This is a genomic window from uncultured Propionibacterium sp. (genome assembly GCF_963539965.1).
Classification (GTDB): Bacteria; Actinomycetota; Actinomycetes; order Propionibacteriales; family Propionibacteriaceae; genus Propionibacterium.
Map to the genome: position 1 here is coordinate 1 of NZ_CAUTOU010000059.1, position 13,765 is coordinate 13,765.

Here is a 13,765-nt window from a genome sequence, read left to right on the forward strand (position 1 = left end):
CGCGGGTTTCGTATCCTTCGTGACGGGCCAGTGGGAAGGTGTGGCGGCGGCCACTGCGGCGGCGAGGGCGGCGCCGGTCAGGGCCCGGCGCCCGGTCCGGCCCAGCCGGGCGGGATCGAAGCGCACGCCGAGGACGTCCCCGGCGAGGCCGGCCGCCCAGCCGGCGAGCATGCCGACCTGGTAGCCGAAGACGGACGACAACGCGGCGACGACCCCCTGGAAGGGCCACGTTCGGGGCAGCAGCGACGGGGCGTAGGCCGCGACGTAGCCGGCCAGCGCGCCGATCGACCCGCCCACCGATGGGGGCTCGACGTGCGGTCGGCGAACGCCGAGACGGTTCGGGCGAGGACGGGGTAGCCGCATGCCGACAGTCTAGAGGCGCCCCGCCCGGGCCCGGAGGGATCGCGGCCGGTCGGACCGTCGGTCAGTGGAAGTAGGGGATGATCAGCCACAGGCCGCACAGCAGGATGAGCACGCAGCAGCCGACCAGCGCGATCGCGCCGGCGCGCAGGGCCGGCGCCGGCCGGCCGGCCTGGGCCCGCGCGTGCGACAGGTCGAGGAGCAGCGCGGCGCACGAGACCACGCCGACGACGAAGACCGTGCCGATCAGGGTGACGATGCTGACGACGCCCAGCGCCCCCCAATCGATGCTCACGGCACCGCCCCGCTGCCGGCCAGCGGCCGGCCGTGCCTCGAGCCGTTGCCGGCGGTGCGTCCGGCTGCCTCGTCGAGGACCCTCTCGGCCTCGTGGGCGACGGAGCCCCCGGCGGCGAGGGCGTTGTCGGCGCCGGGACCGGTCGGCGGGTTCCCGGCACCGGCGGCCCCGGCGGGGGCGTCGTTCACATTGCCGTGGTGCACCTTGCTGCGGTTGGCCCTGACGAGGATCGCGGCGGCGGCCGCGAGGAGGATCACGACGACGGCGGCCACGCCGCCGATGCCGCGCTCGGCGAGCCAGCCGGCCAGGGCTCCGACGATCGCCGCGCACGGCAGGGTGGCGATCCAGGCGCTGCCCATCTGGCCGGCGACCGACCAGTTGACCTTGGTGCGGCGCCCGACGCCGGAGCCGAGGATCGAGCCGGTGCACACGTGGGTGGTGGACAGGCCGAAGCCCAGATGGCTGGAGGCGAGGATGGCGACGGTCGAGGCGGTCTCGGCGCAGAAGCCCTGCGGGGCCTCCACCCGCACCAGGCGGCTGCCCATGGTGCGCATGATGCGCCAGCCGCCCGAGTAGGTGCCCAGCCCGATGGCCCCGCCCGCCAGGCCGATGACCCACCAGTGCGGGTGCGCGCCGGGGGCCTGCATGCCGGCGGCGACGAGGACGAGGGTGATGATGCCCATCGTCTTCTGACCGTCGGACGTGCCGTGCGCGAGGGCCACCATCGAGGCGGAGAGGCGCTGGCCCATGCGGAAGACGCGGCCGGCGTGCGTCACCGAGTGGTCGGTGATGCGGTAGGCGCACCAGGTGGCGAGCCCCGCGGCCACGCCGGCCACGACGGGCGCCACGAGCGCCGGGAGGATGATCTTGGAGACGATGACGCCCCAGTGGACGCCGCTGTGCCCGGCGGTGACCAGGACGGCGCCGATCAAGCCGCCGAACATGGCGTGCGAGGAGCTCGACGGCAGGCCGAGCAGCCAGGTGACGAGATTCCAGACGATGGCCCCGGCGAGGCCGGCGAAGACCATCGTCGGGGTGACCAGGGCGTCGTTGACGATGCCGGAGCTGATCGTCCTGGCGACCTCGGTGGACAGGCACGCGCCGACCACGTTGAGGACGGCAGCCACGCCCACCGCGACCCTCGGCTTGAAGGCGCCGGTGGCCACCGAGGTGGCCATGGCGTTGGAGGAGTCGTGGAATCCGTTCGTGAAGTCGAACACCAGAGCGGTCACGACCACGATCACGACAACCGCGAGAGTCATCGTCCCTCACACCTGTCACTACAGCCAATTGCGACTGCTGTCATACGCACCTCACGCGCTCGTGGCGGCCCCGGCCCCGCAAGGCCGCCCCGGTCCACCCCAGGCGAGGCGCCTGCAGGGCCCGGACGGTGTCCGCCGTCAAGCCCGATTCTTGCGCATCGCGGGGTGGCGCCCCAGGACGGGGCGGGCCTGTTAACCAACTGTTCATCTTGGCGCCGGCCTCTCCTCCCGCGCGTCCGCCGGGGCCCGTCGCGACCTCCCGCCCCGGGCCAGGGCACTCAGCAAAGACCTGTGAAGCTCACAGAAAACAGAAAGCCAGGACATAGAAGAGCCAGTGGGTGAGCTGTCACAGTAGACGCATGCCAGGTCCACAGTCTCCGGAAGTCATCTCCCGTCCCGATGGCACGCCGATCCGCGTGCTCGCCGTCGACGACGAGCCGAGCCTCACCGAGCTCCTGTCCATGGCCATGCGCTACGAGGGCTGGAATCCCAGCACCGCGGCCAGCGGCTCCGAAGCTGTCCGCGTGGCCCGCGAGACGCACCCCGACGCCGTCGTGCTCGATCTGATGCTGCCCGACTTCGACGGCCTCGAGGTCATGCGCCGCATCCGCGCCGAGCAGCCCGACATCCCGGTGATCTTCCTCACCGCCAAGGACGCCGTCACCGACCGCATCAACGGCCTGACCGCCGGCGGCGACGACTACGTCACCAAGCCCTTCAGCGTCGAGGAGGTCATGGCGCGTCTGCGCGCCCTGCTGCGCCGCAGCGGCGCCGCCTCCAAGCGCTCCGAGTCCGAACTGATCGTCGGCGACCTCGTCCTGGACGAGGACTCGCATGAGGTCACCCGCGGCGGCGACGAGATCCACCTGACCGCCACGGAGTTCGAGCTCCTGCGCTATCTCATGCGGAACCCCAAGCGCGTGCTGTCGAAGGCGCAGATCCTCGACCGGGTATGGAATTATGACTTCGGCGGCCAGGCGAACGTCGTGGAGTTGTACATCAGCTATCTCCGCAAGAAGATCGACGCCGGCCGCGCACCGATGATCCACACCATGAGGGGCGCCGGATATGTTCTCAAGCCGGCCGTCAGCTGAGCCGAGGCGTTCCGCGTCCCCCCCGGCCGACGAGTCCGTCCCCGAGGGGGAGCAACCCTGGCGCCCGATGGGCCGGGGCACGCTGAACTACAAGCTCGTCATCCGCCTCAGCGCGATCGTCGCCGTCGTGGCGGTCATCCTGAGCATGTTCAGCGCCATCATGGTGCATCACATCCTGGTGCAGCAGGTGGACACCCAGCTCGCGGAGGCGCTCGGCCTGCCGACCGCGAAGGACCAGCAGGGCAGCGCCCCGGAGTCGAGCGGCGCCTCGCCCGGCGAGCAGGGCAAGGGCACCTCGGCCACCGATTCGATCTTCGGCACGAACGACGTCCCGCTGGGCGGCCTGCCCGTCGGCGCCGTCGTCGTGCTGGTCGACAGGGAGAACAACGTCAAGGGCATCATCGAGGACGTCGACCGGCGCAACACCGTCAACACCTCCGACGAGGTGAACACGAAGATCGCCGAGGTCCCCGCGGACGGCAAGCCCCACGACATCAGGCTGCCCGGGCTGGGCGGCTACCGCACGATGGCCCGTTCGGTCATGGTCGCCATCGTCGGCCAGGACGGCACGACGTCGAGCGTGCGCGGAACGCTCTACGTGGGCATCTCGATGACCCAGTGGACGCACGCGATGCAGCGCCTCATCCTGGCCGAGGGCATCGTCGTGGGGCTCGCCATCGTGGCCTCCGCCGTCGTCGCGACGGCGATCGTCCGGCAGACGCTGGCCCCGCTCAACCGCCTCATGAACACGGCCAACATGGTCTCCGAGATGGACCTCGAGACGGGCCTGGTCACCCTGCCGGACCGGCTCGACGCCCGCGATCTCGACCCGCGCAACGAGGTCGGCCGGGTGGGCCGGTCGTTCAACCGCATGCTCGACAACGTCGAGAACGCGCTGAAGGCCCGCGAGCGGTCCGAGTCGAAGGTCAAGCAGTTCGTCGCGGACGCCAGCCACGAGCTGCGCAATCCGCTGGCCGCCATCCGCGGGTACTCCGAGCTCAGCCTCAAACGGCCCGACCAGCTCACCGAGAGCACCGAGTTCGCCATGAACCGCATCGCCAGCGAGTCGCGGCGCATGGGCTCGCTCGTGGAGGACATGCTCCTGCTGGCCCGCCTCGACACCGGCCGCGAGACCGAGCTCACCGACATGGACGCCAATGAGATCGTGCTCAACGCCGTCTCCGACGCGCAGGTCTCCAGCCGCGACCACACCTGGCGCCTGAGCCTGCCCGACAGCCCGCTCATGGTGCGCGCCGACGGGTTCCAGCTGCACCAGGTCGTCGCCAATCTGCTGTCCAACGCCCGCAAGCACACGCCGGCCGGCACGATCGTCACGACGACGGTCAGGGCAGAAGACCGCGAGGCGGTGATCACCGTCGAGGACAACGGTCCGGGCGTGCCGCCCGAGATCATCGACGACGTCTTCGAGCGCTTCGCCCGGGCCGATGCGGCCCGCACGCACTCCGAGGAGGGCTCCACGGGCCTGGGCCTGGCGATCGTGGCCTCGGTCATGAACGCCCACCACGGCACCGCCACCGTCGACTCGCACCCCGGCTATTCCTGCTTCACGCTGCGCATGCCGCGCATCCTGGGACCCGGCGAGGCGCACATCGCCGACCCGCCTCAGGCCGCCCGCCGCGAGGAGCCGATACCCGGCCAGGCGACCAGGGCCAGGGGCTGGCAGGGCCCATGGCGCGGGCGGCGCTGAGCCCCCTGCGGAGGCCGTATCATCCCCTCTTCTTGTCATCCCCTCTCCTGCGCGGTGGTCCGGTCGGTCCACCGGGCCGGCGCCGCCGGGGGGCGCCGATCGCCGCGGATTCTCCCGCAGGGCGCGGGCCGCCCTGTCCGCGCAGGTCGTACTCTGGGCAGGGGGCCGGCCGCGGGAGACCGGCCCGGAAGCACTGGAGCAGGTCGGGGGTGAGCACGATGTCGCAGTTGATCCCATTCACCGAGTCGGGCGAGGGGGACGAGGAGCGCCCGGGGAGCACGCTCAGTACCGCCTCGCGCGGCCGGGGAGCCCTGGCCAGGGCCGTCGGCGGGGTCATGCGCTCGCGCGCGCTGCACATCGCCCTGGCCGTCACGCCGGCCGTCATCGCGGCGGTCCGGACGGTCATCGCGCGCGGCAGGCGCGGCTGAGGGCGGCAGCGGCCCCGTCTCGGACCCGGCACCGAGGCGCGGGCGGATCACCGCGGGACCCGGCTCGCCGCCGGGCGTGATGACGGCCGTACCGGTGGCGGCGGACAGGCGGACGACTGCGCTCGCCGCCGGCGCCCGGCACCGTTCAGCCCGGCGGCACCGCGAGATTGACCTGCTCGCCGTCGCCCAGATCGAGCGTGGTGCCCACCGGGACGAGAATGGACTGGCCGTTCTCGAGGCGCAGCGGATTCGCGTTGGGCATGTAGATGATCGTGCCGTTCGTCGAGTTCATGTCGGTGACCAGGATCTGGCCGTTCTGCGGCTCCAGGTAGACGTGCGAGCGCGAGATGTCGTGGTGCGGGCTCGGCACCCGCATGGTCTCGGCCGCCGTGCCGTCGGGCAGCTGCGGGGAGCGGCCGATGAGCAGCGGGCCGTTCAGCGGCTGCGAGAGGCCGCTGATGGTGACGACCCGGGCGAGGGCCGGGGTCGGCCAGTCGGCGCGCGAGGCGTCGGAACCGCCGGGCCCGACGGTCTCCTGGCCGAGAGTGCGGTCGGCCGGGCCGTCCTGCCCGCTCGAGTAATTCGTGTATTCGTCGGACCCGTAGCCCCCGGCGGAGGACCCCGACCGGTCGTCCCAGGCCGCGCCCGTCGCGGGCTCCGCCTGGGGGGCGGGTCGGCCGTCGCCGAGCACCTCGGTCTCCTCGTACATGAAGGAGTCGTCGCGCGGCTGCTGGGCCATCCAGTTCATCGGCGCGGCGTCGGCGGGCTCGTCCCGGACCGGCACCTGCCCGGTGGAGGACTCGGGCCGGCCGTATGATGCGGGGTCGCCCCCGTCGACGGCGCCGAACTGCTTGGTGGCGGCGCCGGCGGGGATCCGCCCCTCGACCGGCTCGGGCTGGCCCGGGGCACCGGTCCAGTCGCGGTGATGGCCGTTGCCGAACGCCGGGGCGGCCCCCTCGGCCGCTGAGGCCGGGTGCCACTGCCCGCCCTGGTCGCCGGGCGCGGCCTGGGCCGGCTGCTCCTCGGCGGCGACGGGCGGCAGACCGTTCAGGTCGACGAGCAGGCTGGAGCACTGGGCGGCGCCGATGACGAGCGGCAGCTCCAGTCCCCCGGTGGCGCCCTGACCGACGTCGACGCGGACGCGGCCAGTGAAGAGGCGGGACTCGCGCCAGGTGATGACGCCGGTGCCGTCGACGACGACGGCACCGGTATCGGCGTCGAGCACGCGCACGCCGCCGCGGACGAGGGTGCGCATGGCGCCGTTCTCGATGAACAGCACGCCCAGGTCGGCGATGCGGTCCAGGCCGCGCGCCGCGAGCCTGCCGACGAGGGCCGACACCGAGGCGGCGCCGACCACGTCCTCCCACAGGTCGTTGACGAACTCGCCGGCCTGACCCGGCTGGGCGTCCAGCATCACCAGTGAACTGGGGCCGGACAGCACGAGCCACGAACCGGGCAGGTAGCTGACGCGCCAGCTGCCCAGCGCCTCCCGCGCGAAGTCCCGGGGCTGCGCCGGTGCGTTCGCGGCGTCGTTGACCTGCTCAGTCATGCGTCGTCCTTTCGTAGGCTTCGCCGCGCAGGCGGTTTCCCTCCCCATTGTGGCCCGTCCGGCCCGGGGATGGTCAACAGCCCCCACAGCCTCCGCGCTGACAACGGCCGATGCACAGCTTCTTGATATCTACCGCAGGTAGTGGCGCCGCTGCGGACGGGAAGGGGGGCCGGACCCGGCGCCTTCCCCCGCCATCGGCGCCACCCGCGCGAAGAGGGCCGGGGGAGTACTCCCCCCCGGCCCTCTTTCAGGCGCCGTCGCCGCGGGTCGCGGCGGCCGGCTCACGCGCTCACTTCGCGGCGTCGGCCTGCGCCAGCTTGGCCTTGGCGGCGGCGAAGCGGGCGATCGGGACGCGGAACGGGGAGCAGGACACGTAGTCCAGGCCGATCGTCTGGAAGAAGGCGATCGAGTCGGGATCGCCGCCGTGCTCGCCGCAGATGCCCACGCCCAGCTCGGGGTTGACCGCCCGGCCCTTCTGAACGCCCATCGCCACCAGCTGGCCGACGCCGTCGACGTCGACGGTGGCGAACGGGTCGCGCTTGACCACGCCGGCGCTCTCGTACCAGCCGAGGAAGCTGTTCTCGGCGTCGTCGCGGCTGATGCCCAGCGTGGTCTGCGTCAGGTCGTTCGTGCCGAAGCTGAAGAAATCGGCGTACTGGGCGATCTGGTCGGCGCACAGGGCCGCGCGCGGCAGCTCGATCATGGTGCCGACCTCGTAGTCGAGCTGCTTGCCGGCCTTGGCGAGCTCGTCGTCGACCGCGGCCACGACGATCTCGCGCTGGGCCTTCAGCTCCTGCTGGAGGTGGACCAGCGGGATCATGATCTGCAGCCTCACCGTCTCGCCCTCGCGGTCGAGGACGGCCAGGGCGGCGCGGGTGATGGCGCGGGCCTGCATGTCGGGGATCTGCGGGTACAGCATGCCCAGACGGCAGCCCCGGGTGCCGAGCATCGGGTTCTGCTCGTGCAGCTTCCTGACCTGCGTCAGGAGCGTGCGCTCGGCGGCGAGGGCGGCCGCGTCGGCCCCGGTGAGTTCGAGCTCCTGCACCTTGAGGGCCTGGCTGACCAGGTCCGGCATGAACTCGTGCAGCGGCGGGTCGAGCAGGCGCACCGTGACCGGCAGGCCCCGCATCTCGGTGAAGATCGCCTCGAAGTCGGCCTGCTGCATCGGCAGGATCTTGTCGAGGGCGCTCTGGCGCTCCTCGTCGTTGGTGGCGAGGATCATCTCGTGCATGGCCGGCAGGCGGTGCTCGCCGAAGAACATGTGCTCGGTGCGGCACAGGCCGATGCCCTCGGCGCCCAGCTCCCGGGCCTTGGCGGCGTCGGGGCCGTTGTCGGCGTTCGCCTCGACGCCCAGGTCGCGGATCTCGTCGGCCCAGCCGACGACCTTCTGGAAGTCCTCGTTCAGGCGCGGCGGGATGAGGGTGAGGGCCTCGTTGAAGACCTCGCCGGTGGAGCCGTTGACGGTGATCATGTCGCCCTCGGCGATGACGACGTCGCCGATGGCGACGGTCCTGGCCTCGGGGTCGATCTTGATGGTGGTGGCGCCGGCGACGCAGGGCTTGCCGAAGCCGCGGGCGACGACGGCCGCGTGGCTCGTCATGCCGCCGTGGGCGGTCAGCACGCCCTGGGACTGGAGCACGCCGTGGATGTCGTCGGGGGTCGTCTCGAAGCGGATGAGGATGACGGGCTCGCCGGCCGCGCCCTTCTCGGCGGCCGTGTCGGCGTCGAAGACGGCGGCGCCCACGCCGGCGCCGGGGCTTGCGGGCAGGCCGGTGACCACGGGGGCGGCGGAGTGATCCGGGTCGATGGCCGGGTGCAGGAGCTGGTCGAGCTGTTCGGGCTCGATGCGGCGCACGGCCTCCTCCTTGTCGATGAGGCCCTCGTCGACGAGATCGGCGGCGACCTTCAGCGCGGCGGCGGCGGTGCGCTTGCCGTTGCGGGTCTGCAGCATGTAGAGCTCGCCGTTCTCGATGGTGAACTCCATGTCCTGCATGTCGCGGTAGTGGTCCTCCATCGTGCGCATCGTGCCGACGAGCTGGTCGTAGGCCTGCGGCAGCACGTCGTGCAGCTCGGACAGCGGGCGCGGCGTGCGGATGCCGGCCACGACGTCCTCGCCCTGGGCGTTGGTGAGGAACTCGCCGTACAGGGCCCTCTCGCCGGTGGACGGGTTGCGGGTGAAGCAGACGCCGGTGGCGCTGGTCTCGCCGCGGTTGCCGAAGACCATCTGCATGACGTTGACGGCGGTGCCGAGGTCATCGGGGATGTGGTTGGCCTTCCGGTAGACCTTGGCGCGCGGGTTCTGCCAGCTGCGGAAGACGGCCTCGACGGCGCGGAACAGCTGCTCGCGCGGGTCGTTCGTCCAGTTGCCGCCCAGCTCCTCGTTGGAGATGCGCTTGAACTCGGCGGTGAGCTCCTTGAGGTCGGCGGCGCTCAGGTCGGTGTCGGCCTCGGCGCCCTTGGCCTGCTTCATGGCGGTCAGGGCGTCCTCGTAGACGTGGGAGGACAGGCCCTCGACGACCTCGCCGTACATCTGGATGAAGCGGCGGTAGCAGTCCCAGGCGAAGCGCTCGTTGCCGGACTCGTCGGCGATGGCGCCGACGGACTCGTCGGAGATGCCGAGGTTGAGGATGGTGTCCATCATGCCGGGCATCGAGACGACGGCACCGGAGCGGACCGAGACGAGCAGGGGCCTCTCCGAGGCGCCCAGTACGCGCCCGGAGCGCTGCTCGAAGCGGGTGAGCGCGTCGGCGATCTGCTCGCGGAGGCCGTCGGGCCACTCGCCGTCGTTGTTCATGGCCTCGATGCAGGCCTGGGTGGTGACGGTGAAGCCGTCGGGGACGGGCACGCCGAGACGCATCATCTCGGCGACGCCGGCGCCCTTGCCGCCCAGGAGCGACTTCATCGAGGCGTCGCCCTCGGACAGATCGTAGATGTATTTTTCGCTCACTGCGCAATCTCCTTCGATATGCATTCGACATGCATCTGCGTGGGTGGGGCGGGGCCCCTGCCGGGCACCTGTGACACCCGCCGGCGGCGGGCCGGCGCCGACTGGTGGTCGGTCCCGCCGGTCGCGACGCCCGAGGTTCACCCGAGGTTCAATTGTCCCTTCGTTCGTCCCGGTCGGCCGGCCTGTCCACCGCTCGTCCCCGGGCGCACGGGCCCGATTCTTCCCTTTCCGCGCGGGAGGCTCAACCCGGCTCGCCGTGGGGCGGGACCGGTGGCAGGGTCAGTGTAGGCCCTGACCCGGTGTTCCGCTAAGGGGCCAGTTTCATGGACCCGGCCGGGCGGCGCAGGCGCGCGCCGGACTTGCGGGCCCGCTCCTCGACGATCTCGATGACGCGGGCGGCGGCCTCCTCAAGGGCCAGACCGGTGGTATCGACGACCGGGCAGCCCAGGGAGCGCTGGACGCGGCCGACCTCGTCGAGCTCGTTGTAGATGCTCAGCAGGTCGGAGTAGCCGTCCTTCTGGCCGAAGCCGCCCAGGCCCTTCACGCGGCGGGTGCGGATCTGCAGGAGCCGCTCGGCGTCGATCGTCAGGCCGACGATGCGCCATCGGTCGATGGCGCGCAGCTGCGCCGGCGGCTCGATGCCCGGCACGATCGGCACGTTGACCGTCTTGTAGCCGGCGTAGCCGAGGTAGATCGACAGCGGCGTCTTGCCGGAGCGGGAGGCCCCGACCAGGCAGATGTCGCACTCGCGCAGCGAGTCCGGCATGACGCCGTCGTCGTTGCGCACGGCGAACTCCATGGCGCTGATGCGGTCGAAGTAGTCGGCCTCGACGCCGACCGGGCGCATCGGCACCTCGTCGGCGTCCGCACCGGCCGCGTCGGCCAGCGCGCCGAGGGCGTCGCCCATGAGGTCGGCGCTCGGGATGGACTTGTCGGAGCAGAAACGGGCGACCATGCCGCGCAGCTCGCCGTTGACGAGCGTGTAGAAGACGGCGCGACCGGCCTGGCCCCGCCCGGGGTCGGCCGAGCCGCTGATCGCGTCGAAGACCTCGAGCATCTGCTCGGCGTTGTGGACGCGGGCGTGGCGGACGATCTGGAACTCGTGGTCGGGGAACTGCATACGCGCGGCCCTGGCCAGGCGGGCGGCCGTCTCGCCCGAGGAGTCGGCGATGACGTGGATCTCCAGTGATGCCATGCGGGGCAGTCTACGGCGGCCGCCCCGGCGGGCCCGCGCGGTTCCGCCCGCCGACGACGCCCCGTCCGGGGCCGTGCGCGCCGAGGGGCGGCGCATGCGACCGCCCCGATCAGGCTGTCCTCCTCCGAAGCCCCGCGGGTGCCCGGCGATGAGGCGATACGCTCAGTCCATGGCCGTCTTCGAGCAGCACACCACCTCCGCCATGCAGTACCCCTTCGTCTACGGCGCCGTCTTCAACGCGGTGTGCCAGAGCGTCGCCCAGCTGGGCCACAGGCTCCAGTACGCCGACCCGAACGCCGGGACCGTTCATTTCACCACCGGCATCAGCGCCTTCACCTGGGGCGAGAACCTGGTGGCCCGGATCGCCCAGCCCGATCAGCAGCAGGCCCTCACGATAGTCCAGCTGACCTCCAGCGGCGCCCTGCCCACCCTCATCGGGCAGGGGCGGCGCAACCGCAAGATCATCGGCGCCTTCTTCGACGAGCTGGGCCGGGCGCTGTCGAGTCCGCCGTACTCGCCCGGCGGGGCCTGGACGCCGATGAGGGCTGAGGGCGGAGCCGGGACGCTCCGCGGGAACATCGCTCGCCCCTGAAACCCCTCGTGGAACCCAATTGCATGATGACCCACAACTGTGTAGCATGAGCATCATCAACACAGGCCCCGCTCACGTGTCACCGGCTGCGGCCACCGGCGCGCGATGGGTCTGTTTTCATGTTTCAAACATCAGGTCCGCATGATGAAGTATGCCAAGCCTCACCGTACCTATGATGAGCAACTCGACCTGCTGCGCCGTCGGGGTCTCACCGTCGCGGATCCTCCTCGCGCCATCCAGGACCTCAAGCGCATCGGCTACTACCGATTGTCCGGTTACACCTATCCGATGCGGGCCTTTGAAGATGATCCGCAACAGGCCAAGGGGAAACGGCGGAAACGAGGCGAGACCTTCATCGAAGGAGCTTCCTTCGAGGGCGCTGTTGCGCTGCATGATTTCGACCACAGGCTTCGAGGAATCCTTTTGAGCGGGCTCCAGCAGCTTGAAATAGGATTACGGGTCCAAGCGGGTTACACCCTGGGAAAACGAGGTGCCCTGGCTCACCTCGATGAGTCAGCACTCGGCCCAAGAGCCAAGGAAATCCATCACCAGAAGAAGAACAAGTCACGATACGCAGTATGGCGTGGAGAATATGATTCTCTCCAGAAGAAGGCGAAGAGGGGGAAACAGGAATTCGTCATTCATTTCACCGAGCATTACGACGGAGAAGTGCCGATCTGGGCCGCCGTCGGTTTCATGACGATGGGATGCCTGATATCCCTATACGATCTACTCAACGACAAGGACAAACGAACCATCGCACGGTCTCTCGGAGTCAAGGACCCGAAGGTCTTCACCGGATGGTTGAGGCCGCTCAACATTCTGAGAAACGACTGCGCCCACGGCAATCGGGTATGGAATCGCTCGGTGACCTTCCAGTCCGACAAACTTAATCTGAAAATGCTCGTGAAGCCAGCGCTGCTGAGGCATCTGGCAATCTCCCCGAAAGCGCCAGTGGACCACCGAGTGTATTTCCACGCCGCGACCACAGCATATCTTCTTCGTTGGCTCGCTCCGGATTCGACTTGGCCGCAAGACTTCGTCGCAATCATGCGGACCTTTCCCTCGTCCGTATGCAAAAACTTGTCCTTCTCCCCCGAGAACTCGATGGGCTTCACGGCCGACTGGAGCGATGAGGAGCTCTGGCAGCCCACCCAGGATTGAGCCGGCCGACCGGCAGGACTATGACGCGCACGTCGTCGCCAGATGGAAAGCACACCCCCAGTGGATGACCAGATCCTATCCGCGAAGTCGAGCGCGAGGTCGGGTGGGTGCTCGACCCTGCGCATAGTGGCCGCTGCCTCTCGGCCCATCAGCACCGACAGCCCAGACGAGTCACACCCCAGAACCAAAGCCGCCCGGTCAACTCACAGGGGCGCGTTTTGATTCTCTTCACTTCGGTACCAGAGTGGAACGAAGCGTAATCAGCTACTATTATCTGTAGACATTCCGTACCGTCCGAGTTGAGGTGCGGACATGACACCGATCACCCCGTCAACCGCTGACCGCGCTGGACTGTCCCGCACCGGCCTCTACCGGGCAGCCTGCGCTGGCGGCCTGACCCGGGTCGCACGCGGCATCTACCTCCCCGCAGACGCGCCGGTCATGGACTGGGGCCCGGTCGAAGCCGCGACCCGGCGATCCGACGCAACGATCTGCCTCACTTCTGCGCTCGCCCACCACGACTTGACCGACGCCATTCCCGACACTCTCGATGTCGCGATCCCCGTGGCGGGCGCTCCCCCGCAACCGAGCACACGATCACCTGGCACCAGTTCGATGCCGCCACCTTCGACATCGACAGCATCAGCGTCCAGGAGATTCGAGAACACGCCGACTACCCCGGTTTCCGGGTACGCGTGAACGCATCCATCGGACCGTGGAGGGGCACCTCGGCATGGGATGTCTCCACAGGAGATCCCATCATTCCAGAACCTCGCATCGTTTCGGTCGACCGAGTACTCGGCGAGCCGTTGCAGCCACTGGGATACGCGGCCGGGACAATCATCGCCGAGAAGGCCGTCACCATCCTGGAGCGCGGCATCACCAGCACCAGATGGCGCGACTACGTCGACATCGTCCAACTCTGCCGTCAGGGCTTCGACCCTCACGAGCTGCGACGATCCGCCGAAGCCGTTGCCCCGCTACCGTGGCGTGACCCTCGAACCTGTCAGCCCTCATTTGAAGGGCCATGGCGCCATCGGACAGGCTAAGTGGGCCGCTTGGCTGCGCAAAGAGCGTCTCGAAGAGGTCTGCGAAGCCCAGCTCGACGACCAGGTCACCCTCGTCGCCCGCTTCATTGATCCCGTTTTCGCCTCCACACCCAGTGATTAAC

General features: G+C 69.9%; 12 protein-coding genes and 1 pseudogene. 7 read left to right on the forward strand and 6 right to left on the reverse strand.

All coding sequences use genetic code 11. The features are described from left to right. The 3 genes and pseudogenes from R2N01_RS09280 to R2N01_RS09290 form a co-directional block, all read right to left on the reverse strand. A partial coding sequence (locus R2N01_RS09280; protein WP_316670520.1) for an alpha/beta-hydrolase N-terminal domain-containing protein occupies positions 1 to 363 on the reverse strand: 363 nt, incomplete at its 3' end. Between the two features lie 61 nt (positions 364 to 424). Beyond that, on the reverse strand, positions 425 to 655 hold the full coding sequence (locus R2N01_RS09285) for a hypothetical protein (RefSeq protein WP_316670522.1): 231 nt from the start codon (positions 653 to 655) through the stop codon (positions 425 to 427). A gap of 137 nt (positions 656 to 792) precedes the next feature. Then, a pseudogene (locus tag R2N01_RS09290) lies at positions 793 to 1,917 on the reverse strand (anion permease); the annotation flags it as partial. Between the two features lie 359 nt (positions 1,918 to 2,276). Here R2N01_RS09290 and R2N01_RS09295 point away from each other — a divergent pair. From R2N01_RS09295 to R2N01_RS09305, 3 genes are all read left to right on the forward strand, one after another. Continuing rightward, positions 2,277 to 3,011 (forward strand): response regulator transcription factor, encoded by a 735-nt coding sequence (locus tag R2N01_RS09295; protein WP_316670526.1) that lies wholly within the window; start codon positions 2,277 to 2,279, stop codon positions 3,009 to 3,011. A 67-nt stretch (positions 3,012 to 3,078) separates the two neighbouring features. Further along, a complete protein-coding gene (locus R2N01_RS09300; RefSeq protein WP_316670527.1) occupies positions 3,079 to 4,719 on the forward strand; it encodes a HAMP domain-containing sensor histidine kinase in 1,641 nt (546 codons plus the stop codon). 209 nt (positions 4,720 to 4,928) lie between these two features. Continuing rightward, positions 4,929 to 5,147 (forward strand): hypothetical protein, encoded by a 219-nt coding sequence (locus R2N01_RS09305; RefSeq protein ID WP_316670529.1) that lies wholly within the window; start codon positions 4,929 to 4,931, stop codon positions 5,145 to 5,147. Between the two features lie 145 nt (positions 5,148 to 5,292). Here the strand turns inward: R2N01_RS09305 and R2N01_RS09310 are convergent, their stop codons facing one another. The 3 genes from R2N01_RS09310 to ppsR form a co-directional block, all read right to left on the reverse strand. Next, positions 5,293 to 6,696 (reverse strand): FHA domain-containing protein, encoded by a 1,404-nt coding sequence (locus tag R2N01_RS09310; protein WP_316670531.1) that lies wholly within the window; start codon positions 6,694 to 6,696, stop codon positions 5,293 to 5,295. 289 nt (positions 6,697 to 6,985) lie between these two features. After that, a complete protein-coding gene (gene ppdK / locus R2N01_RS09315) occupies positions 6,986 to 9,643 on the reverse strand; it encodes a pyruvate, phosphate dikinase (protein ID WP_316670532.1) in 2,658 nt (885 codons plus the stop codon). A gap of 307 nt (positions 9,644 to 9,950) precedes the next feature. Beyond that, a complete protein-coding gene (ppsR, locus tag R2N01_RS09320) occupies positions 9,951 to 10,838 on the reverse strand; it encodes a pyruvate, phosphate dikinase/phosphoenolpyruvate synthase regulator (RefSeq protein WP_316670534.1) in 888 nt (295 codons plus the stop codon). 169 nt (positions 10,839 to 11,007) lie between these two features. Here ppsR and R2N01_RS09325 point away from each other — a divergent pair, with 169 nt between their 5' ends. The 4 genes from R2N01_RS09325 (at position 11,008) to R2N01_RS11500 (ending at position 13,643) form a co-directional block, all read left to right on the forward strand. After that, the gene (locus tag R2N01_RS09325; RefSeq protein ID WP_316670536.1) at positions 11,008 to 11,430 is read left to right on the forward strand and encodes a hypothetical protein; all 423 of its coding nucleotides are present in this window, start codon (positions 11,008 to 11,010) and stop codon (positions 11,428 to 11,430) included. A gap of 141 nt (positions 11,431 to 11,571) precedes the next feature. Further along, positions 11,572 to 12,594, forward strand: a complete 1,023-nt coding sequence (locus tag R2N01_RS09330) for an Abi family protein (protein WP_316670538.1) — start codon at positions 11,572 to 11,574, stop codon at positions 12,592 to 12,594. Between the two features lie 312 nt (positions 12,595 to 12,906). Further along, complete coding sequence (locus R2N01_RS11495; RefSeq protein WP_399553271.1) at positions 12,907 to 13,293, forward strand: type IV toxin-antitoxin system AbiEi family antitoxin domain-containing protein; 387 nt, start codon at positions 12,907 to 12,909, stop codon at positions 13,291 to 13,293. Next, positions 13,290 to 13,643: a nucleotidyl transferase AbiEii/AbiGii toxin family protein gene (locus R2N01_RS11500; protein WP_399553272.1), complete on the forward strand. Its 354-nt coding sequence runs from the start codon at positions 13,290 to 13,292 to the stop codon at positions 13,641 to 13,643. Before R2N01_RS11495 ends, R2N01_RS11500 begins: the two co-directional genes overlap by 4 nt. Positions 13,644 to 13,765 lie beyond the last annotated feature (122 nt).